General features: G+C 69.7%; 17 protein-coding genes. 12 read left to right on the top strand and 5 right to left on the bottom strand.

Translation table 11 applies throughout. The annotated features are described in order from the left end of the window. Positions 1-91 precede the first annotated feature (91 nt). From F6B43_RS12890 to F6B43_RS12845, 10 genes are all read left to right on the top strand, one after another. Complete coding sequence (locus F6B43_RS12890) at positions 92-484, top strand: hypothetical protein (RefSeq protein ID WP_150449316.1); 393 nt, start codon at positions 92-94, stop codon at positions 482-484. A 1-nt stretch (position 485) separates the two neighbouring features. Next, on the top strand, positions 486-887 hold the full coding sequence (locus tag F6B43_RS12885; protein WP_150449315.1) for a phage holin family protein: 402 nt from the start codon (positions 486-488) through the stop codon (positions 885-887). After that, positions 877-1,155, top strand: a complete 279-nt coding sequence (locus tag F6B43_RS12880) for a hypothetical protein (protein ID WP_150449314.1) — start codon at positions 877-879, stop codon at positions 1,153-1,155. Before F6B43_RS12885 ends, F6B43_RS12880 begins: the two co-directional genes overlap by 11 nt. A gap of 52 nt (positions 1,156-1,207) precedes the next feature. Further along, positions 1,208-1,891, top strand: a complete 684-nt coding sequence (gene hemQ / locus F6B43_RS12875) for a hydrogen peroxide-dependent heme synthase (RefSeq protein WP_150449313.1) — start codon at positions 1,208-1,210, stop codon at positions 1,889-1,891. A 28-nt stretch (positions 1,892-1,919) separates the two neighbouring features. Next, positions 1,920-2,936 (top strand): hydroxymethylbilane synthase, encoded by a 1,017-nt coding sequence (gene hemC, locus F6B43_RS12870; RefSeq protein WP_150449312.1) that lies wholly within the window; start codon positions 1,920-1,922, stop codon positions 2,934-2,936. Further along, complete coding sequence (locus F6B43_RS12865; RefSeq protein ID WP_150449311.1) at positions 2,933-3,778, top strand: uroporphyrinogen-III synthase; 846 nt, start codon at positions 2,933-2,935, stop codon at positions 3,776-3,778. Before hemC ends, F6B43_RS12865 begins: the two co-directional genes overlap by 4 nt. Then, positions 3,775-4,752 (top strand): porphobilinogen synthase, encoded by a 978-nt coding sequence (gene hemB, locus F6B43_RS12860; protein WP_150449310.1) that lies wholly within the window; start codon positions 3,775-3,777, stop codon positions 4,750-4,752. Before F6B43_RS12865 ends, hemB begins: the two co-directional genes overlap by 4 nt. Positions 4,753-4,928: 176 nt before the next feature. After that, entirely contained in the window at positions 4,929-6,251 is a 1,323-nt protein-coding gene (locus tag F6B43_RS12855) for a glutamate-1-semialdehyde 2,1-aminomutase (protein WP_150449309.1), read from the top strand. After that, a complete protein-coding gene (gene cofD / locus F6B43_RS12850; protein ID WP_150449308.1) occupies positions 6,248-7,246 on the top strand; it encodes a 2-phospho-L-lactate transferase in 999 nt (332 codons plus the stop codon). The genes F6B43_RS12855 and cofD overlap by 4 nt, the downstream gene beginning before the upstream one ends. 1 nt (position 7,247) lies before the next feature. Next, positions 7,248-7,988 (top strand): sulfite exporter TauE/SafE family protein, encoded by a 741-nt coding sequence (locus tag F6B43_RS12845; RefSeq protein ID WP_246159934.1) that lies wholly within the window; start codon positions 7,248-7,250, stop codon positions 7,986-7,988. Between the two features lie 12 nt (positions 7,989-8,000). Here F6B43_RS12845 and F6B43_RS12840 read toward each other — a convergent pair whose 3' ends face one another. The 5 genes from F6B43_RS12840 to cofG form a co-directional block, all read right to left on the bottom strand. After that, positions 8,001-9,212 (bottom strand): serine hydrolase domain-containing protein, encoded by a 1,212-nt coding sequence (locus tag F6B43_RS12840; RefSeq protein WP_170285658.1) that lies wholly within the window; start codon positions 9,210-9,212, stop codon positions 8,001-8,003. Between the two features lie 198 nt (positions 9,213-9,410). Then, entirely contained in the window at positions 9,411-10,067 is a 657-nt protein-coding gene (gene cofC / locus F6B43_RS12835) for a 2-phospho-L-lactate guanylyltransferase (RefSeq protein ID WP_150449306.1), read from the bottom strand. Further along, positions 10,064-11,083, bottom strand: a complete 1,020-nt coding sequence (gene fgd, locus F6B43_RS12830) for a glucose-6-phosphate dehydrogenase (coenzyme-F420) (RefSeq protein WP_150449305.1) — start codon at positions 11,081-11,083, stop codon at positions 10,064-10,066. The genes cofC and fgd overlap by 4 nt, the downstream gene beginning before the upstream one ends. Continuing rightward, positions 11,080-12,630, bottom strand: coding sequence for a flavin-containing monooxygenase (locus F6B43_RS12825; protein WP_150449304.1), 1,551 nt, complete (start codon positions 12,628-12,630; stop codon positions 11,080-11,082). Before F6B43_RS12825 ends, fgd begins: the two co-directional genes overlap by 4 nt. Continuing rightward, positions 12,627-15,095 carry a 7,8-didemethyl-8-hydroxy-5-deazariboflavin synthase CofG gene (cofG, locus tag F6B43_RS12820; RefSeq protein ID WP_246159933.1) on the bottom strand — a complete coding sequence of 823 codons (2,469 nt, stop codon included), beginning with the start codon at positions 15,093-15,095 and terminating at the stop codon, positions 12,627-12,629. The genes F6B43_RS12825 and cofG overlap by 4 nt, the downstream gene beginning before the upstream one ends. 104 nt (positions 15,096-15,199) lie before the next feature. Between cofG and F6B43_RS12815 the strand changes: the two genes are divergently transcribed. Together F6B43_RS12815 and F6B43_RS12810 are read left to right on the top strand one after the other, a co-directional pair. Further along, positions 15,200-15,667, top strand: a complete 468-nt coding sequence (locus tag F6B43_RS12815) for a hypothetical protein (protein WP_150449303.1) — start codon at positions 15,200-15,202, stop codon at positions 15,665-15,667. Between the two features lie 254 nt (positions 15,668-15,921). Then, positions 15,922-20,865, top strand: coding sequence for an RHS repeat domain-containing protein (locus F6B43_RS12810; protein WP_150449302.1), 4,944 nt, complete (start codon positions 15,922-15,924; stop codon positions 20,863-20,865). The last annotated feature ends 11 nt before the right edge of the window (positions 20,866-20,876 follow it).

The following is a 20,876-nucleotide window of genomic DNA, read 5'->3' as shown; positions in this document are numbered from 1 at the left end:
CGCGGCGGCTTGTCAAGGTGGATGCCGGAAATGGAATACCGGTCTACCCTGGTGAGCAGACCAGCAGTCTCATCCAGCGTGAGGAGACCCCATGAGGGGCAAAGTAGGACTCGTCATCGGGCTCGGCGCGGGCTACGTGCTCGGCACCCGTGCGGGTCGCGAGCGGTACGAGCAGATCAAGACCCAGGCCGCGAAGGTGTGGAACCTCGACCCCGTGCAGCAGCAGGTCGGCAAGGTGAAGGACTTCGCCAAATCGAGCGTCATGGCGCTTCCGAACGCCCTGTGGGACGGCGCGGTGAAAGTGACGAAGGCGGCATCGTCGCGCGGAACGGCGGGCCAGAAGATCGACGCCGCGGTCAGCGCGGGCAAGGCCTCGGTGGATGACGTCGCGAAGGCGGCCGATACGTCCAAGAACGCCGTGAAGAACGCGGCCGACGATGCGATCGACGACATCGCGGATGCCGCGGGCCGCGGCGGGAGCTGAGATGACGACTCCTCGCGGCTTTCGCGACCGGTCAGAAGACAGCATCTTCACCCTCCTCGGCGACATTCCCGAGCTCGTCCGCAATCTGATCGTCGCGGAGATCGATTCGGCAAAGGCGTGGGTGAGCCGGACGGCGAAGGATGCCGGGGTCGGCGCCGGATGGTTCGTCGGCGCCCTCTTCGTGCTGTTCTGGTCGATCCCCGTGTTCGGCACGTTCGTGATCGCGGGCCTGTCGTCGTGGTGGCCGGTCTGGCTGTCGGCGATCGTGGTGTTCGGAGCGATGCTCCTGCTCACGATCGTGCTGGGCCTGCTCGGGTTCCTGAGGTTCCGCAAGATCGGCAAGACCCCGAATCCGGCCCAGTCCATCGCCATCGACGTGAAGGAGGTGCGCGATGAGTTCTAACTCGCCCGTGCCCGTTCCGCGCACCGCCGTGCCGATCGGCATCGCCGACCCGGTCGAGCAGGCGCGCACCGAGCTCAAGGCGGCGCTGGCCGCGATCGAAGAGAAGGTGAACGTGCCGCGGCGCGTGTCGCGTGTCGCCGACGAGCGGATCGCGCAGGCGCGCAGCTTCACGCGGAAGAACCCGACCCTGGCCACCGCGGTGGTCGTCGCCAGTGCGGCCGCGGTGGGTTCGATCGTGTGGGCACTGGTCCGCGCATACACCCGCTGACGCGGGTCGGCGAGCGTTTGCCGAGCGCCGTCGCCCGGGAGAGACTGGGGGTATGGCACCCGAACCCGAGCCTTCTGAAACGCCGACGTCGTACACGCTGTGGGCGGTGCTGCGGCGTGATCCGCAGCATCCGGTCACCGAACCCGACGAGACCGAGGTCGCGTCTATCACGGCGCTGATCGAAGAGGGCGGCGTGATCGTCCGCGGGTTCTACGACGTCAGCGGCCTGCGGGCCGACGCCGATCTGATGATCTGGCTGCACGGGCCGGACGCCGAAGACCTGCAGCGCGACCTGCGCCGCCTGCGCCGCACCGACCTGCTGCGCCCGCTCGTCCCGGTGTGGAACGCGATGGGCGTGCACCGCGATGCGGAGTTCAACCGCTCTCACGTGCCGGGGTTCCTGCGCGGCATCGCCCCCAAGCGGTGGCTGTGCGTCTATCCGTTCGTCCGCAGCTACGAGTGGTACCTCCTTCCCGAGGAGGAACGGCGGCGGATGCTGGCCGAGCACGGCCGCAAGGGCGCGGCCTTCACCGGGGTGACCGCCAATACCGTCGCGTCGTTCGCGCTCGGTGATTACGAGTGGATCCTGCCGCTCGAGGCGGACGAGCTGACCGACCTGGTCGACATGATGCGCGACCTGCGCTACACGGACGCCCGCCGGCACGTGCGCGAGGAGGTGCCGTTCTACACGGGTCGACGCATCGAGCCGCACGAGATCCCCGAGGTGCTCCAGTGACGGCGGCTGCGACCTTGCCGGTGCTCAGGTGAGCAGCGTTCTGCGCCTGGGTACCCGGCGCAGCGCCCTCGCCCTCGCGCAGTCGCAGCACGTGGCCGACGCGTTGGCCGCAGCATCCGGCCGTCCCGTGGAACTCGTCCCGATCGTCTCCGAGGGCGATGTCTCGCGTGCGTCCCTCGCCTCACTCGGGGGAACGGGCGTGTTCGCGACGACGCTGCGGGCCGCCCTGCTCGCGGGCGAGTGCGACCTGCTCGTGCACTCGCTGAAGGATCTGCCCACCGCGCCCGCGCCGGGACTCGTGATCGCCGCGACGCCGGTGCGCGAAGATGCGCGTGACGTCGTCGTGACGCGCGCAGGCGCTCAGGACGGCGCACCGTTTCACGATCTGGCGCCGGGGTCGACGGTCGGCACGGGCTCGCCCCGACGGGTCGCCCAGGCCCGGCGGCGCAATCCCCGCGTCGACGTGCGGGATCTGCGCGGCAACGTCGACTCCCGGCTCTCCCGCGTCCGGGACGGCGAGCTGGATGCTGTCCTCCTGGCCGCGGCGGGGCTGGCGCGCCTCGGCATCGACGATCCCGCGCTCCACATCGAGTATCTCGGGCTCGCCGAGTGGCCGACGGCTCCGGGCCAGGGAGCGCTCGCAGTCGAGATCCGCGAGGACGCTCCCGCCGAGCTTGCCGTCGCGGTCTCGGGTCTGGACGACTGGCCGACGCGCCACGCGGTCACGGCCGAGCGAGCGGTGCTCGCCACGCTCGAGGCCGGGTGCAGCGCACCGATCGGCGTGCACGCCGAGGTGCGCGATGACGCGGATCTGCGCATCCGCGCGGTCGTGTACTCTCCCGACGGCGCGAGGCGCCTGGGGATAGACCGGACGGTCGGCCTCGGGCCGGGGTATGCTCGGGAGTTGTCAGGCAGTGGCAATGGCGCAGATGCTGTCGATGGCGCGAGCCCGATCGCGCGTGCAACGCGCGCCGGGTCCGATGTCGCTCGTCGACTGCTCGAACGTGGGGCGGCCGACGTGGTACCACGAGAGTCGACCCAATGAATGCAGCCCCTCAGCACTCCCCGGCCCACCAGCCTGCGGTCAAACCGCTCACCGGCTGGCGCGTTCTGGTGCCCCGCGGCGGACCCTGGGGAGACGGTGTCGCCGCCGCGCTCCGCACCCAGGGGGCCACGCCGGTCGTCGCGCCCCTGATCAACTTCGCCCCGACGAACGACCAGGCGTCGCTCGACAGTGCCCTGGCCGATCTCGCGGCCGGAGCCTTCGACTGGCTGACGGTCACGAGCGCGACGACGGCCGACGTGCTCTACGCCTACCGCGCCGAGATCCCCGGCACGACCCGCGTCGCCGCCGTCGGCGAGACCACGGCAGCGGCCCTCCAATCGATGGGGTACCGCGTCGACCTCATCCCGGAGCGTGACAACTCGGCGGCGGGCATGGCCGAGCAGCTCATCGCTCTCGAGCCCGAGCCGCGCGACATCCTGACCCTGCGAAGCGAGATCGCCAAGCCCGTCCTCACCCGGATGCTGGTGGAAGCCGGTCACCGGGTTCGCAGCGTCGTCGCGTACCGCACCGTGGGTGTGCCGGTGACGGAGCGCATCGCGCACGACGTCCACTCGGGCCGAATCAACGCCATCCTCGTGACGAGCGGTTCGGTGGCCGAGCAGGTCTCGGCGCAGTTCCCTGAGATTCCCGACGGGACGGTCATCGCGGCGATCGGGCCGCGCACGGCGAAAGATGCCCGGCGCGCGGGCCTGACGGTCGATGTCGTCGCCGAGCAGCAGACCGTGGACGCTCTCATCGACGCGGTATCGCGGTTCGCGCTCCCGCGCACGCCTGACGAGCACAGCACCGACGACCGCCGCGCGGACGAGTTCTCGACGTGAGCTTCCCCGTCCACCGACCGCGGCGGCTGAGGCAGTCGCCCGCGGTCCGCAGACTCGTGCGCGAGACGGCGGTGCATCCCGCCCAGCTCGTGCTGCCGATGTTCGTCCGCGAGGGGATCACCGAGCCGGTCCCGATCTCGTCGATGCCCGGGGTTGTTCAGCACACGATCGACTCCCTGCGCCGTGCGGCGGCCGAGGCGGCGGCCTCCGGCATCGGCGGCGTGATGCTCTTCGGCGTCCCCGAAGAGCGGGACGCGACGGGTTCGGGCGCGGACGACCCGCGCGGCATCCTCAATGTCGCCGCGGCCGCGGTGGTCGCGGAGGTCGGCGACGCGGTCGTCGTGCAGACCGACCTGTGCCTCGACGAGTTCACCGACCACGGGCACTGCGGTGTTCTCGCGCCGGACGGTTCGGTCGACAACGACGCGACGCTCGAGCGGTACGCGTCCATGGGGCTCGCGCAGGCGCGCGCGGGGTCGGCGATGCTCGGTTTGTCGGGCATGATGGACGGCCAGGTCGGGTTCGTGCGTGCGGCGCTCGATGCCGAGGGCTTCACAGAGACGATCCTGCTCGCGTACTCGGCGAAGTACGCGGGGGCGTTCTACGGTCCGTTCCGCGAGGCGGTCGACTCGCAGCTGAAGGGCGATCGGCGCACGTATCAGCTCGACCCGGGCAACGGGCGCGAGGGGGTGCGAGAGGCACTGCTCGACGTGGAAGAGGGTGCCGACATCGTGATGGTGAAGCCCGCCATGCCATACCTCGACGTGCTGGCTGAGGTGCGGGCATCCGTCGACGTCCCGGTGTGGGCGTACCAGGTGTCGGGCGAGTTCGCGATGATCGAAGCGGCGGCGGACAACGGCTGGATCGACCGCCGGGGCGCGATCCTCGAGTCGCTCACCGCGATCCGCCGGGCGGGCGCCGATGCGATCCTGACGTATTTCGCGGTCGAAGCGGCCGCCTGGCTGCGGGCTTAGCCCGTGCTCGGTTCCCCCCGCCGTTCCGTGCCCGCCTCGGTGCACAACGCAGGACGAACACGACCGCTCCGCGGCACGGCCCGCAGAATTCCGCCAAGCGGTTCGGCTGCGGGGCCGAACGATCCTGCGTTGTGCGCGGTCGGGCGCCCACAACGAAACCAGAAAGAGGTGAGGCCATGACCGACGCCAACGACGACCTGTTCGCCCGCGCCCGCGCCGTGACTCCCGGGGGCGTCAATTCGCCCGTGCGCGCCTACGGCTCTGTCGGCGGCACGCCGCGCTTCATGTCTTCGGCCCGGGGGCCCTACATCACGGATGCCGCGGGCCGGGAGTACGTCGACCTGGTTGCCTCCTGGGGTCCGGCTCTGCTCGGCCACGCGCACCCGGAGGTGGTCGAGGCCGTGCGAACCGCCGCATCCCGCGGGCTGTCGTTCGGAGCGCCCACCGGAGCCGAGGTCGACCTTGCCGACCTGATCGCCGACCGCGTTTCGGTCGGCGCCGCGCACCCCGTCGAGCGCGTGCGCCTGGTCTCCACCGGGACCGAGGCGACGATGACGGCGATCCGCCTCGCACGGGGTTTCACCGGCCGCGACCTGCTCGTGAAGTTCGCCGGGCACTACCACGGCCACTCCGACGGCCTGCTCGCCGCCGCGGGGTCGGGGGTGGCGACCCTCGCCCTTCCCGGTTCGGCCGGTGTGCCGGCACCGATCGCCGCCCAGACTCTCGTGCTGCCCTACAACGACCTCGACGCCGTTCGCGAGGCGTTTGCGGTCCATGGCGACCGGATCGCCGCGGTGATCGTCGAGGCCGCCGCGGCGAACATGGGAGTTGTCGCGCCGCTCCCGGGCTTCAACGCCGGGCTCGCCGCTATCGCGCACGCCGCCGGGGCGCTGCTGATCATCGACGAGGTGCTCACCGGGTTCCGCGTGCATCCGGCCGGTTTCTGGGGCCTGCAGGTCGAAGGCGGCGAGGACTACACGCCCGATCTCTTCACGTTCGGCAAGGTCGTGGGCGGCGGCATGCCGCTGGCGGCGCTCGGCGGCAGGGCCGACGTCATGGACTTCCTCGCCCCCGTCGGCCCGGTGTACCAGGCGGGCACGCTGTCCGGCAATCCGCTCTCGGTCGCGGCGGGTATCGCGACACTCCGGCTCGCGACGCCCGAGGTGTATGAGCGGGTGGATGCCGCGGCATCCGCTGTGGCGACAGCCCTGTCGGGATCGCTCGAGATCGCCGGCGTCACGCACGCCGTGCCGAGGGCCGGTTCGCTGTTCGGCGTCGTCTTCCTGCCGGAGGCGCCGGACGACTACGCGACGGCGCTGACCCAGGAGTCGTGGCGGTACCCGCCGTTCTTCCACGCGATGCTCGACGCGGGGGTGTCGCTGCCGCCGAGCGTGTTCGAGGCCTGGTTCCTCACCGCCGCGCACGACGAGGACGCGCTCGCGCGCGTGCTCGCCGCGCTGCCGGCCGCAGCTCGCGCTGCCGCGGAGGCACAGCAGTGACCGGCCCGCGCGTCGTCGTTCTCGCGGGTGGAGTGGGCGGCTCGAAGTTCACGCTCGGCGTCCGCGAAGCGCTGAAGCGTCGCGGAGCGCCCGAGGCCACCGTCGTCGCCAACACGGGCGACGATCTCTGGCTGAGCGGGGTACGCCTCCAGCCCGACGTCGACTCGCTCGTCTACGCACTCGCGGGGGTGAACGACACCCAGCGGGGGTGGGGGCGCGTGGGCGACACCGAGCGCGTCAACCATGAGCTGCAGGAATGGGGCGCGGGCTGGCCGTGGTTCACGCTCGGCGACCTCGACCTCGGCACCCACCTGGCGCGTACCGGGTGGCTGCGCGAGGGCTCGACCCCCGCGCAGGTGATCGAGCGGATGTCGCAGCGCTGGCAGCTCGGAGTCCGGGTGCTGCCGATGACGAACGCCGAAGTCGATACGCATGTCGTGTTGCGCGACGGCGCCGTCTTGCACTTCCAGGAGTGGTGGACGCGACACCGGGCGGCACTCGAGCCTGCGGCCTTCCAGAACCCCGGCATCGCCGAGGCGCGCCCCGCGCCCGGGGTGCTCGAGGCGATCGCAGCGGCCGACGTCGTGCTGATCGCACCGTCGAACCCGGTCGTCTCGATCGGCCCGATCCTGGCAGTGCCGGGCATCCGCGACGCGCTCCGCTCGGCCCCCGGCGCGGTGGTCGGCGTCTCGCCGATCATCGGCGGTCGTGTGGTGCGCGGCATGGCCGACGTGTGCCTGACCGCGATCGGCGTCGACACCTCCGCCGCAGCCGTGGCGGCGCACTACGGCGCGCGTACGCACGACGGGATCCTCGACGCGTGGCTGCTCGCCGAAGAGGATGGGAGCGAGTCCGGGGCGGTCTCCGAATGCGGGATCCGTCCCGTCGTCGCTCCGCTGTGGATGACGGATGCCGCCGCCTCTGCCGCGATCGTCGATGCGGCGCTCGACGCGGCCCTCGACGGCGCAGCTTCCGACGACAGCGCCCGGTGGTGACGTGCCCGATCTGAGCACGATCGCCTGGGGGCTGCTCGTCGTCGCTGCCTTCACCGTCGGGATCTCGAAGACCTCGCTGCCGGGCGCATCGATCCTCTCGGTGGCGATCTTCGCCGCGATCCTGCCCGCCAAGCAGTCCACCGGCGCGCTGCTTCTGCTGCTGATCGTGGCCGACATGTTCGCCGTGCTCACGTATCGCCGGCACGCCAACTGGCCCGCACTGCTCCGGCTCGCGCCCGCCGTGCTCGTGGGGGTCGTGCTCGGGGTGGCGTTTCTCGCATTTGCGCCCGATCAGTGGGTGAAGCGCTTCATCGGCGTGATCCTGCTCGTGCTGATCGCCATCACCCTCTTCCGGAGGCGGGTGCAGGCGCAAGTGCTCGACGGTGGCCGGCATCGTGTCGCCGCCGCGTCTTACGGCACGCTGGGCGGCTTCACGACGATGGTCGCGAACGCCGGTGGCCCGGTGATGTCGATGTACTTCCTCGCGTCGCGGTTCGAGGTGAAGGAGTTCCTCGGCACGGCTGCGTGGTTCTTCGCCCTGGTGAATCTGACCAAGGTCCCCTTCTCGATCGGCCTCGGCCTGATCACGGTGCCCGAGCTGCTGCTCGACCTCGTGCTCGTGCCCGCCGTCGTCGCCGGCGCGCTGCTCGGCCGATGGCTCGCGCAGCGCCTGAACCAAGTGCTGTTCGATCGCATCGTGATCACCCTGACGATCGTCGGGGCGGTCTACCTGCTGTTCTGACGCGGGGCCGGGCTACGTGGTCTTGAGGATCTCCGCGATCCGGCGGAACAGCTGGTCGGCAGGGTGGGCCTTGCCTTCGTCCTCCGACTCGTTGACGAAGACGTTCGACTCGTTCATGAAGACGACGATGCTCGCACCGGTCTCGGGGTTGTGGAAGGCCGCCGCCGTGAATCCGATGCCCTCGCCGTTGTGCCCCCACCAACCGTCGGTCTCGCCGATGCCCAGGGCGTAGAGGTCGTAGGGCGGCCCGGATTCCAGCGGCGCGCCGATCTCTCGCTCCTCCTGCGTGGCGGGCTGGAGCAGTGCCCCGGTCGCCAGGGTCTCGGCCCACACGCGGGTGTCGTCGAGAGTGCTGAACATCGAGCCAGCGGCTCCCAGGATCGAGAGGTTCTGGGTCTGCGCGACGGGTCCGTCGGGACCCGGCTGGTAGCCGACGGGGTGGGGGGCGGTCCACCGGTCCACGTCGACCAGGTACTCGGTCTGAGACTGGGCGAGCGGGGTCAGGATGCGCTCATCCAGCGCCGTGGCGAAGTCCTCGCCCGTGACCTTCTCGACGACGGCGCCCAACAGGTTGGTGTTGGCGTTGGTGTAGACCTTCTCGGTGCCCGGCGCGAACTGGGCGGGCTTGCCGAGCATGAAGCTGTTCAGCTCGTCGATCGTGAAGATCTTCGTCGGATCTTGCTCGAACGCCGCCCCGAAGTCGGCGTTGGTGTAGTCGGCATTGCCGCTGGACATGTTGGCGAGCTCGCGGAGAGTGATCTTGTCGCCGTCCGTGACGCCGTCGACGTACTGGCTGATCGTGTCGTCGAGGCTGACCTTGCCCTCGTCGACGAGCTGCAGGATGAGCGTGACGGTGTACGACTTCGTGATGCTGCGCAGCGGCCAGCTCATGTCGGTCGAGGCCGGGATGTTGTTCGCGATGTCGGCGAGCCCGGCCGCGGTCTCCCACGATCCCTGGCCCGGAATCCACACGCCTACCGCTGTCGCGGGCACCGAGTACTCTGCCAGGGTGTCGTCCACGGCTTCCTGCAGCTTCGCCTGCAGGTCGGCGGGCAGGGTGCCCTGCGGAGCATCCGGTCTCGCGACCTGGATGCTCGGTGCGGATGACGGCGCGGCCTGGGGCGATGCGCTGCACGCGGCGAGCAGGCCGCCCACGATCACGAGCGATCCTGCGGCGATGAGCCAGCGCGTACCTGTCTGGGTGCTTCGGGCGAGCTTCGTCATGTCACGATTTCCTCGGGTTCGGGGTGCGGGCGGCAGACGCTGTCGGATGCGCACTGCGTCCAGCATCCCGCGATCCAGGGTCGGTGGTCCATGGATCTAGGTCGTGTCCCGGTTCGGTCGGAGAATGAGCCCTTCGTCGGAGGATTCGGTCGGCGATTCTCCGACGAAGGCCTGATTCTCCGACGCTTGGGATGACGGCTACGACGCGATGCGCTGCTGCGCGATGATCCCGCGCGTCCGGGCACCCAGGCCGAGTGTCTCGGCGGCGGCGAGCTGCTCAGCGGTGTCGACATCGCGTCGCAAGGTCGAGGCATCCCCGATCTCCAGCGGAACGCACCCGAGCGCGACGTGGCGCGCGAACGAGTCGGTGCCGAACGCCGATGCCCAGGTGACTCCGGCGCGCGCGGTCACGAGCGTCGAGCCCGTGCCCTCGGCGTCCGAGACGAGCCCGCGATCGACGGATGCCGCTGCCGACAGCGCCTCGGCGAGGTCGGCGGGGCGCAGGGCGGGGAGGTCACCGAGGAGGGCGGCGCGCGGCATCCGCTCGCCCGCGGCAGCGGCCCCGAGGGCGACGGCGGCGTCGATGCCCCGTGGGCCTCCCGGAGTCTCGCTCTCGGCGACGAACCGGAGCCCCGGTATATCGGTCGCCAGCGCCACGAGGCCACCGTCGTCGGTCACGATGAAGACCTGCGCGACAGCGTCGCACGACGCGGCCGCCGCGATCGTGTCGAGCGCGATCGCCCGGGCGAGCGCGATCCGGTCAACGCCGGGGACGCTGAGCCTCGACTTGCCGAGCGACGCGGGCTTGACCGGGATGATCACCGCCCAGCGCGCGCCGTCGAACGTCGGCGTCACTCCGCGAACCGCGCCCGGAGCCTCGGCAGCACCTCGGCACCGTACACCCGCAGGAACTCCTCCTGGTCGTGCCCGGGGTCGTGGAAGACGAGGTGGCGGAACCCGAGGTCGACGTAGGCCGCGATGCGCTCGACGTGCTCGTCGATGTCGGTCGAGACGATGAACCGCGATGCGACGCGCTCGATCGGCAGTTCGTCGGCGAGCCGCTGCATCTCGATCGGGTCGTGGACCCGCATCTTCTCCTCGGCCGACAGTGCGAGGGGCGCCCAGAAGCGCGTCTTCTCGAGCGCGACCTCGCGGTCGGGGTGGTACGAGACCTTGACCTCCATCAGCGTGTCGATCGCATCGGCGGGCCGGCCGGCTTTCGAAAGACCCTCGGCGAGCGCCGGCAGCAGCGTCTCGGTGTAGAGCGCGGGGTCTTTGCCCGAGGTCGTGATGTAGCCGTCGGCGATCCTGCCGGCGAGCCGCGTGGCGGCGGGGCCGGAGGCGCCGATGTAGATCGGAACTTTGGCGTCGGCCGGCGGACGGTCGTAGATCGTCGCGTCCTTGACCGAGTAGTAGGTGCCGTCGAAGGTGACCCGCTCATCGGCCCACAGCGCCTCGATGAGCTGGATCGCTTCCTTCAGACGCTGGAAGCGCTCGGGCGCGTCGGGCCAGTCCAGCCCGAGCGTCACCTCGTTCAGCGCCTCGCCCGTTCCCACCCCGAGGATCACCCGGTTCGGGTACAGCACGCCGAGCGTCGCGAACATCTGCGCCACCACGCCGGGGTGGTAGCGGAACGTGGGGGTCAGCACCGACGTCCCCATGAGGATCTTCGAGGTCCGCGCGCCCAGCGCCCCGAGCCACGGCACGGCGGCCGGGGCATGCCCGCCCTCGTGCATCCAGGGCTGCAGGTGATCGGAGACGAACACCGAGTCGAAGCCCATCTCTTCCGCGAGCACCCCGAATTCGAGCAGCTCGGTCGGGCCGAACTGCTCGGCCGAAGCCTTGTAGCCGAAACGGAGGGGAACGGTCATGGTCTCTCTTCTCCTTCATCTGGCGCGACTGCGCCGTCATGCAGTTTGCCGTCGCGCACGCTACCGTCGTGCACTCTCGCGTCACGGCGCGCATCAGCGCCGAGGAATTCCGATCCATCGGTCCTGGCCAGGCGCGAGCGGAAGGCGTCGACCGTGCCGGGCCACAGCAGTGTGAGGCGCCCCGACCTTTCGTCGACGTACCAGTTGCGGCATCCCCCCGTGATCCAGGGCGTGGATGCTGCCGCCCGCGCGATCTCGTCCGTGTAGGCCTCTTCGGCCGCGGGGTCCACCCTCAGCACGCCGCCGACGGCGTCGCGCGCGGCGAGCGCCCGCACGGCATAGGCCGCCTGCTCCTCGACCATCAGGACGGATGAGTTGTGACCGAGCGAGGCGTTGGGTCCGTTGAGGACGAAGAGGTTCGGGAACCCGCTCACGACCGTCGATCCGAACGAGGTCATCCCCTCCGACCAGTGCTCGTCGAGCGTGACGCCGTCCTCGCCGCGGATCAGCGGCGCGTAGGGCTGCCGCGTCGAGGCGAACCCCGTCGCCAGCACGAGCACGTCAGCCTCGTGCCGTCCGCCGTCGGCGGCCACGAGCGTGCGCCCGTCGACTTCGGCCAGCGCCGACGGCTCCAGGGTCACGCGATCGGAGGCGACCGCGGGGTAGAAGTCGTCCGAGAGCAGCACGCGCTTGCAGCCGAACGCGTAGTCGGGGGTGAGGGCCGCCCGCAGCTGCGGATCGGCGACCTGCGCGTGCAGATGATCGAGGGCGATGCGCGTCGCCCGCACGGATGCCTCCGCATCCCCCGAGCGGGACGCGAAGCGGGCCTCGCCTTCGGTGTACAGCTCGGCCCGCAGGCGGTCGAGCGCCTCAGGGTGCGTCGCGAACAGGTCGCGCTCGGCGTCGGCATAGGGTCGCGCATCGCGGGGGACGATCCACGCGGGTGTGCGCTGGAACAGGGTCACATGGTCGGCGACCCGGGCGAGCTCGGGAACCAGCTGGATCGCGCTGGCCCCGGTGCCGACGACCGCCACCCGCGCCCCGGCCATGTCGACCGTGTGGTCCCAGCGGGCGGAGTGGAAGAGGGGCCCAGCGAAGCCCTCGAGCCCCGCGATATCCGGCACCTCCGGTTCGGTGAGGCGCCCGCAGGCCAGCACGAGAGCATCGGCCTCGATCAGGCCGGGGGTCGCGCCCCCGGTCTCGACCAGCCAGCGCCCGTCGCTCCAGCGGGCAGAGAGCATGGGGGTGTGCAGACGCAGCCGGTCGCCGAGATGCTCGCGCTCCGCGACATCCTGGAGGTAACGGTGTATCTCGTCGCCCCGCGCGTACACCCCGGACCATCCGGGATGGGGGTGCGCGGCGAAGCCGTACAGGTGCGAGGGGACGTCGCACGCGACGCCCGGATACGTGTTGTCTCGCCAGGTTCCACCGACGGATGCTGCGCGCTCGAGGATCACGAACGACTCGCGGCCCGAGCGGCGCAGCGCCATCGCCATGCCCAGCCCCGCGAAGCCGGCCCCGACGATCGCGACCTCGACGCGGGTCACGGTGTCGCCCGTGCCGGTCGAGGAGCGGGCTCCTTGTAGTCCGTCGTCCTCACCCGGAACGGCCGGAACATGCGCGCGGCGATCGTCGCCGCATCCTTCACGGGCAGTTCCAGCCCTTGTTCCACGCCGGCATCGGGCCGCACCCGGCCATCCAGCAGCGTGCCTCCGAGGTCATCGCCGCCCGCGCGCAGCAGTTCGGCGGCAGCCGGGCGTCCGACGCGGGTCCACGGGATCTGGATGTGGGCGATGCTGCCGGAGAGCAGCAGCCGAGACACGGCGACCATCGCCCGGTGCTCGTCGAGCGCGGAACGGCCCTCCACGAGGGCGACGCCGTGCCCGGGCAGCGGGATCGGGACGAACTCGGTGAAGCCGCCGCCCGCGTGCCAGGCCTTCGCGGCGGACTGCAGTTCGCGCAGGCGCTGCAGATGCGCGATGCGCTCGCCGGCCGTCTCGACGTGGCCGTAGAACAGCACCGACGTCGAACCGAACCCGGCGCGGTGGGCTGCGGTGATGCCCTCGATCCACCGGTCGATCTCAAGGTCTTCGGGCGCGACGAGGCCGCGCACGCGCTCGCTCAACACCTTCACGCCCGTGCCCGGCACGGTGTCGACGCCGGCGTCCCTCATCGCGGCGAGCGCCTGTTCGAGGCTCAGCCCGCTCCGGTCGGCGAGGTCCCACACGTCCTGCGGCCGGTACGCGTGCAGGTGGATGCCGGGGGATGCGGTCTTGATCGTGCGGGCGAGCGCGAGGTAGCCCTCGGGCGACTCGGATGCCGGCATCCGGCCCTGAACGCAGATCTCGGTGGCGCCGAGGTCCCACGCGTCCGCGGCGATCTGCGCCGCCTCGTCGACGGTGAACGTGCCCTGCTCGGCCGATCCCGGAGCATGCCGCAATCCGCTCGAGGTGAGGTTGCGGTTCACCACGATGCTCACGGCCTCACCCACGGTGTAGCGGCGCACATCGTCGGCGGTCGCCGTGAGAGCGTCGAGGTCGGCGCCTGCGGCGCCCAGCAGCGCCACCCACTCGGCGTCCTCGAGAGCGAGGGGGTCGGAGGCGGCGGTCTCGGCCAGGCGCCGGATACCCGTGCTCGCCGCCGCAGAACGCAGGATCGATTCGTGCGGGCGGGGCGCAGCGACCCCGGAAACTCGCGGATCCGCGCCGGAAGCCGTCGCATCGGGCACGGTCGATCCTGCGTTGTGCACGGCGGCGAGCCCCGACTCCGGGTCGGCCAGCGCGGCGACCGCGCCGTGCAGCGCCGGATCGATCCACGTGCCCGCGTCGCGTACGAACTCCGGCTGGGCCGTCAGTCGCTCGCGCAGCTCGAAGCCGAGCGCGGCGGTCATGGCGGCGAGGTCGTCCAGGTGCGGCCAGGGGCGCTCGGGGTTCACATGGTCGGCGGTGAGCGGCGACACTCCGCCCCAGTCGTCGGCCCCGGCTCGCACGAGCAGGTCGAACTCGGCGGGATCCGACAGGTTCGGAGGCACCTGGATCCGCATGTGCGGTCCCATGACCAGCCGAGCGACGGCCACGGCCGCGACGTACTCGAGCACCGAGGCGTCCGGCGCACCCTGCATCGCCGTGCGCGGCTTCGCGCGGAAGTTCTGCACGATCACTTCCTGGATGCCGCCGTGGCGCTCCTGGATGTCGCGCAGGGCGATGAGCGACTCCGCCCGGTCGCGCAGCGTCTCGCCGATCGCCACGAGGATCCCGGTCGTGAAGGGGATGCCGGCACGCCCGGCGTCATCGATCACCCGGAGGCGCAGATCGGGGTCTTTGTCGGGCGACCCGAAGTGCACCTGACCGGGCTCTTCGAACAGGCGCCGCGACGTCGTCTCGAGCATCATTCCCATCGAGGGAGCGGTGGGACGCAGCATCCGCAGTTCGTCGTACGACATGACGCCGGGATTCAGGTGGGCGAGCAGACCCGTCTCCGCCGTGATGAGCCGTGCCATGGCTCCGACGTAGTCGAGCGTCGACGTGTAGCCGTGCTCGTCGAGCCAGGCGCGCGCCTCGGGCCAGCGGTCCTCCGGCCGGTCGCCGAGCGTCAGCAGCGCCTCTTTGCAACCCATCGCCGCGCCCTGCCGGGCGACCGCGAGCACCTGCTCGGCCGACATGTACGTCGGCTTGTGCATCTTGAGCAGCTGAGCGGGGGTGTCCACGAAGATGCAGTAGTGGCAGCGGTCGCGGCACAGCGTCGTGAGCGGGATGAACACCTTGCGCGAGTACGTGATGACACCGGGGCGACCGGATGCCTCGAGCCCCGCGTCGCGCATCTCTCCCGCGAGCTTCAGCAGGAGGTCGAGCTGCGGGCCCGATGCCGCCAGCAGCGCCTCGGCATCCTCGGTGCTGAGACGCTCGCCCGCCTCGGCGCGCGTGAGGCTCACCGCGAAGCGCGCCGCGGTGACGGACGAGCCGTCGCCGGACTCGACGCCGTCGACCTGGGAGGGGGGCTCGAGCAGGGTCACCGATCAAGTCTGTCACCGCGGGGACCGTCGGGGGCGTCGTGATCGTTGCCCGTCTGTAAGCAAACGGGCCTCTGGGGCGTGCGTCGCGCTGGCAGACTAGACGCATGGTCACGCTGCTGCTCGACTCCGCGCAGCTCGAAGTCGTGCTCTCTGGTGTGGAGCACGCGCTCGCATTCCGCAAGCGGAATGTGATGATCGACCGCTCGGCGATCGCAAAGGTTCAGCTCACCGATGACGCGTGGACCTGGCTGCGCGGCGTGCCCGGTCCTGGGACGCATGTGCCCGGTACTGTCGCGATCGGTACATGGAAGCACGCGGGGGCGGCCGACTTCGTGCTCATCCGCCGTCACCGCCCGGGCGTTGTCATCGACCTGGCCGGTCACGACGAGTTCGAGCGCATCATCGTCAGCACGCGACACGGCCTCGCCCTCGTGCAGGCGCTCCGCCTCGACGTCGATGAGCAGGCGGCCGATGTCGCCGACCTCGCGACCGGCACGATCCCGGTCGCACCCGCGCCCGCGAAGAAGCCGGCGAGGAAGCGCGCCCCGAAGGCCGCGCCCGCGACGGGCTGACGTCGGGGAGTCTTCGTCTCCTCCCGCTGACCCGACGCATGTTCCCGCGCGCTGGTCGATCCGGGTAAGCAGTCGTGGGTGTGCCCGAGACCGGCTATCCGTCAGGAGCGGCCGTGTCGATCGGCAGAGCGGCTCACGCCGCGCAGGGTGTTCACCGACACGCGACGTAATGAGTCGCACTCGATTGGTGGTCACTGCATTCAAAGAGTATTAGTAGTAACGAATACTAGAACTCTCTTGAAGGCTGATCACTCATGGGTTGTCATGTGCAAGGTGCGGGTCGTGCGGGTCTGGGTGTCGTCTTGGCGGTGTGCGTGGTGCTGGCTGGGAGCACCGTGTCGGCGAGCGCGGCTGACGGTGGCGGCGGTTCGGGTTCGGTGTCGCCGGTGGTGGGCGGGTTCGGTCTGGGTGACGGGGTGGAGGGTTTGATCGATGAGCGGGTGGGGTCGCTCTCGCTCGATCTTCTGACGGCGGGGCTGGGGTTGCGTTGGGATTCTCGTGCGGTCGGTGCGGATCGGGTGGGGTTCGGTGCGGGCTGGGTGATCGCAGGTCTGGGGGATGTCGAGGTGATCGGTGGGGTGAAGGTGCACCCCGCGTCGGGTCGGGTGTACGACGCAGACGCGAGCGCTCCGTCCGGCATGGCCGGTTACCTGCTCGGTGATGTGGTGTTCTCCCAGACCGGCGGGATGCTGCCCGGGCGGCCCGATGGCCTCGTGGGGGATCGGGAGTACGGATTCGTGCTGTCTCAGACCGGTGGGACGATCGGATACTTCAGCGCGACCGGTGACCCGTTGACCCAGGTGGACGGCCTCGGGAATCGTTCGGATTGGGATTTCGCACCGGACGGGTCTCACCGGCTCGTGCGGATGGTGGACACGGTCGGGGTGGTCACCCGTGTGGACTGGTCCGACCCGCCCGCGGCGCGGGTCACCCGCGCCGCGGGCGCGAGCGCTGGGGCTGCGGTGGTGTCGGGCGTCGTGGAGTTGGATGGGGGTCAGGTCACCGCTGTGGTCGACGCAGTGGGCGGCCGAGTCACGGTCGGGTATGACCCGCGCGGGCTGATCTCACGGATCGCCGGCGTCTCGGGTGCGGTCGACGAAGTGTCGTGGCAGACCCTCGCCGACGGATCCACGGCCGTAGACCGCGTCCGCGTCGTGGACGGACTCACCGGGGCGGTGCTCTCAGAGCGGGAGTGGGATGCGCTGTCCGGAGAGGCGTCCGGCTGGCCGACTTACGCAGGCGAAGGGGATGTGTTCTCCTCCGGCGACAGCGGATTCCGCTACCGGACGGTCCTTTCGGATGGCGCGACGCGGGTGATCTCGGAGTACAACTCCACCCACCTTCTGATCGATCGATCCGTGGAAGTGACCACCGCGAACGGTCCGGTCGTCCTCCAGGAGCAGACGTTCGAATATCCCGAAACGGCGGGTGGGACTGTTCCGGCACCGTGGGCGCTGCCTGAGCAGTTCAACCGGCCCACTCACACGAACGTGGTCTTCCGCGACGGTGCGGGTAGGGAGCGGATCACATCGGGAGAATACGCGTTCGACAGGTACGGGAAAGTCACTTCCCAAACCTCCGCGGATGGGACGATCACCGACACGGTGTACGACGATTCGGTCGCGACCGGTGCGGCGCTGCCGGTCGGACTGCCTCTCTCTGAGACCGTGACCACGAAGGATGGGCTGGTCTCCCAGACTCGCTATGAAATGAACGGGGAACGAACCGCCCCCGTGGCGGTGGAGACCTTCAGCGGCACCACCACGGGAGAGCTTTCCCGCACCGGCCGGGTCGAGTACACCGTGCAGGCGGATGGGTTCATTTCCGCGGAACGCGTGTTCGGCCAAGGGGGAGCGGGCACCCGAGTCGTTACGACCCATCGAAAGGATGTCGACCTCGACGCGGGGACGACGACACTGGTGGATACGGTCGCCGCCGGAACAGATCTCGCCGTCAGCACGAGCCGGGTCACCGACCTGCTGACCGGGCAGACCGTGTCACAGACCGACTCGGTCGGCAACACCGTGACGAACTCGTACGACGCGGCGGGGCGAGTGACCGGGCAGACCGATGCGGCGGGGAACACCACCGCGACCCGGCATTTGACAATGCAGGATGACGGAGTCAACGCGACGGTCGTGGCGAGCCCGGACGGGGTGGTCACGACGACGGAGGCGGATGTGTTGGGGCGAGTGGTGAAGGTGACCGACAACCTGAAGGACGGCTCTCCTGTCGAGGGGTTCATCCGGGTCGTGGAGTCGCGGGCCCACCCGGATCCGGGGACGGTGAAGATCACGGACGCGTGGGGGGCGGTGACGGTCACGAAGCAGGACGTGTTCGGGCGGGAGATCGAGACGGCCGCGTCGACCGGGTTGACGAAGATCACCCGGTACGACGACGTTGCGCACACAGTCACGACGGGGCTGAGCCCGACGGGGAACATAGCGGATGCGGAGCAGACCACCACCCAGGTGTTGGACGCGGCCGGGCGAGTCGCTCAGACCAGCGGCACACGTGCTGATGCGCGTCCGGTGCCGACGATCACGAGCACGTTCGATGGGTTGGGTCGACAATCCGCCACAACAGACGGGACCATCCGCACCGAGGTGCAGCGGGATCTGTTCGGCAACCCGACCACCACTGTCACGAAAGCCGGTAGTGGGCTGCCGCTGGTCGCGGCGCGGCAGTTCGATCAGTTCGGCACGAGCGTGGAGAAGACCCTCCGCGAGGGCGATCAGTCTCGTTCCGGCGGCACCCGAACCCTGAACGTGCGTGGAGAGATCCTCTCTGAGACCGACCAGAACGGGTCCGCAACGACCTATCAGTACACGCCCGACGGGCTGGTCGCCAAAGCCGTGACCGGGTACGGGCAGGTGACGACCAACACGTATGACGCGGTGACGCGGGCGCTCGTCGAGACGGTGACGACGTCGCCGATCGGCGAGCAGGTCCGCACGGGGTTCCAGAACGACCCGGTCTCCGGCAACCTGCTCGCGGTGTTCGACCCGGCTGACCGGGCGGGCACCGAGATCACCTTCACCTATGACGCCTTCAGGAACAGCACGAGCACCACATACCCGGACGGGAAACGGCTCACCCACACCTACGACGGCAACGGGCGCAAAGCCACCACCACGGACATCGCCGGGAACACCACGTCGTACACGTACGACCGTGCCGGGCTGCTCACCTCCGCGGCCCAGACGGATGCTGCCGGCGCCGAAATCGGTGCCGTGCGCTATGAGTACGACGCGTTCGCGCGGGTAAGCGAGCTATCGCGTGGAAACGGAGTCAGCACCCGATACACCTACACGTCGTCGGACCAGATCGCGACCGAGACCACGACCGGTCCAGACGGGAGCGCGCAGGATGCCCGCGCGTACACCTATGACACGCGCGGCAACCTCACCTCCCGCACCGACACGATCACCGATCTCGACCCCGTGGAGGGTGCCGCCGCAACCACGTCGACGGTGACGGCGTATGAGTACGACGGGCGCGACCGGCTCACGCGCTCGACCGTCCGCAACGGCGACACTGCGGATGCGCCGGTGGCCAGCGAGACCAGCTACCTGGTCACCGTATCCGGTGACATCTTCCAGGAGACCGTCACGACGTCCGACCCCGATACCGGGGCGAAAGCGACGACCGTGCGAGAGTTCGGGTACACACCGACCGGCGAAATCGCCACTCTCACCACCACGGCGCCCGATGGATCCACCGCCACGGTCGCTCCGACCTACGACGCGGCCGGGAACCTGACGGACGCGATCGACGGCACCCACTACACCTACAACGCCGCCAACCAGCCGGTGCGTGAGACATCTCCGACGGGTGAGTCGATCACGACCGGGTATTGGGCCACGGGGCAGCGCGCCCAACTGTCCAGCACCGATGCTGTCAACGTGTCCGGTCGGGCTCAGTTCTACTGGGACGACACCACCATGGTGAACGACACCCACACCCTGGACAACACCCCGACCGGGACCGCGTCGTACCTCATAGGTGCTACCCGACACGCCCGCACCACCACCACCAGCCCGGCGTCCGCCTCCACGCGCTATTACACGCAAGACCGGCACGGCAACACCACCGCTCTCACCGCGGAGGATGGCGCCCCCACCACCCGGTACACCTATACCGACTACGGCACTCCGACCACCACATCCACCGACCCCGGCGCGGGCGCGCGCGAGGGATGGGTGGGGAACCCCTCTTACCAACCGTTCCAGTACGCGGGGGAGCACACCACTCCCACTGGCCGCCAGCATCACCAAGCCCGTACCTACGACCCCGCCACCACGCGGTTCACCACCAAAGACTCCGCGAAGCTGCACAACACGTACAACTACGCCAACCTCAATCCCATCATGATGATCGACCCCACCGGCAACACGGCTGAGCTGGGTGAGCTTTTCGATGCCACCATGCTCGGTGCGGGCATCCTTCTCGTGATGTTCACGGTGGGCGCCGCGATCTTCACCGAGGGGGCCTCGCTCGGTGCAATGGGGATCGTCAGCCTGATCGCGGACGCGGCGACCACTGGCGTTGCCGCAACACTCGTTGCTCACCAGTTCAACTCCCTCGAACTGGCTCCTGAGACGGTGCGTGGTCTCCGGGTCGTGGAAGCAGTTGTGGGGTTCGCGACGATTGGTCTCGGCGTAGCCGTCGCGAAATCGTCGCTCACGACGATCGCAAAGGTCATCGATGACGTGCAGCAGGATCGCCGCCTGATGCGCCAAGCGTTCCGCGTCCTCGAACCTGATGCCTTCGTCCGATATGCGGATCAAGACATCACCGAAAGCATGGTTCGATCTGCATCGAGTCAATCCGGGAACGGACTGCCAAAGGAAATCACGGAGAAGATCCGGGATCTGGCCAGGCTCACCATGGCGCAGCTGAGAAGCCTCGCGAAGGCGAGGCTGATCGTCGCTCAGTACGCGAAGACCTACGAAACGACCGGCAGCCTCGGGATGAGGTTGCCTCGCAGCTGGCTCAGTAAGCTCGGGTCCGTGAAGCTCCCAGCGCAGCTGAGACTGTCACCGTTCCTGCGCACATTCAGTGATGACGCGACCGAGGCGTGGGAGCGGGTAGAGCAGGAGATCTTGCGCCGCACGAAGGGCCGCCGTTACGGAGCGGACCCCACTGACGTGAGCATCAACTCGGGATCCTCTCGGGCGAGCGAGGATGCCTTCTAGCGCGACGGTCG

Source organism: Microbacterium rhizomatis (genome assembly GCF_008710745.1).
GTDB classification, from domain to species: domain Bacteria; phylum Actinomycetota; class Actinomycetes; order Actinomycetales; family Microbacteriaceae; genus Microbacterium; species Microbacterium rhizomatis.
This window is presented reverse-complemented; position numbering and strand designations above follow the sequence as displayed.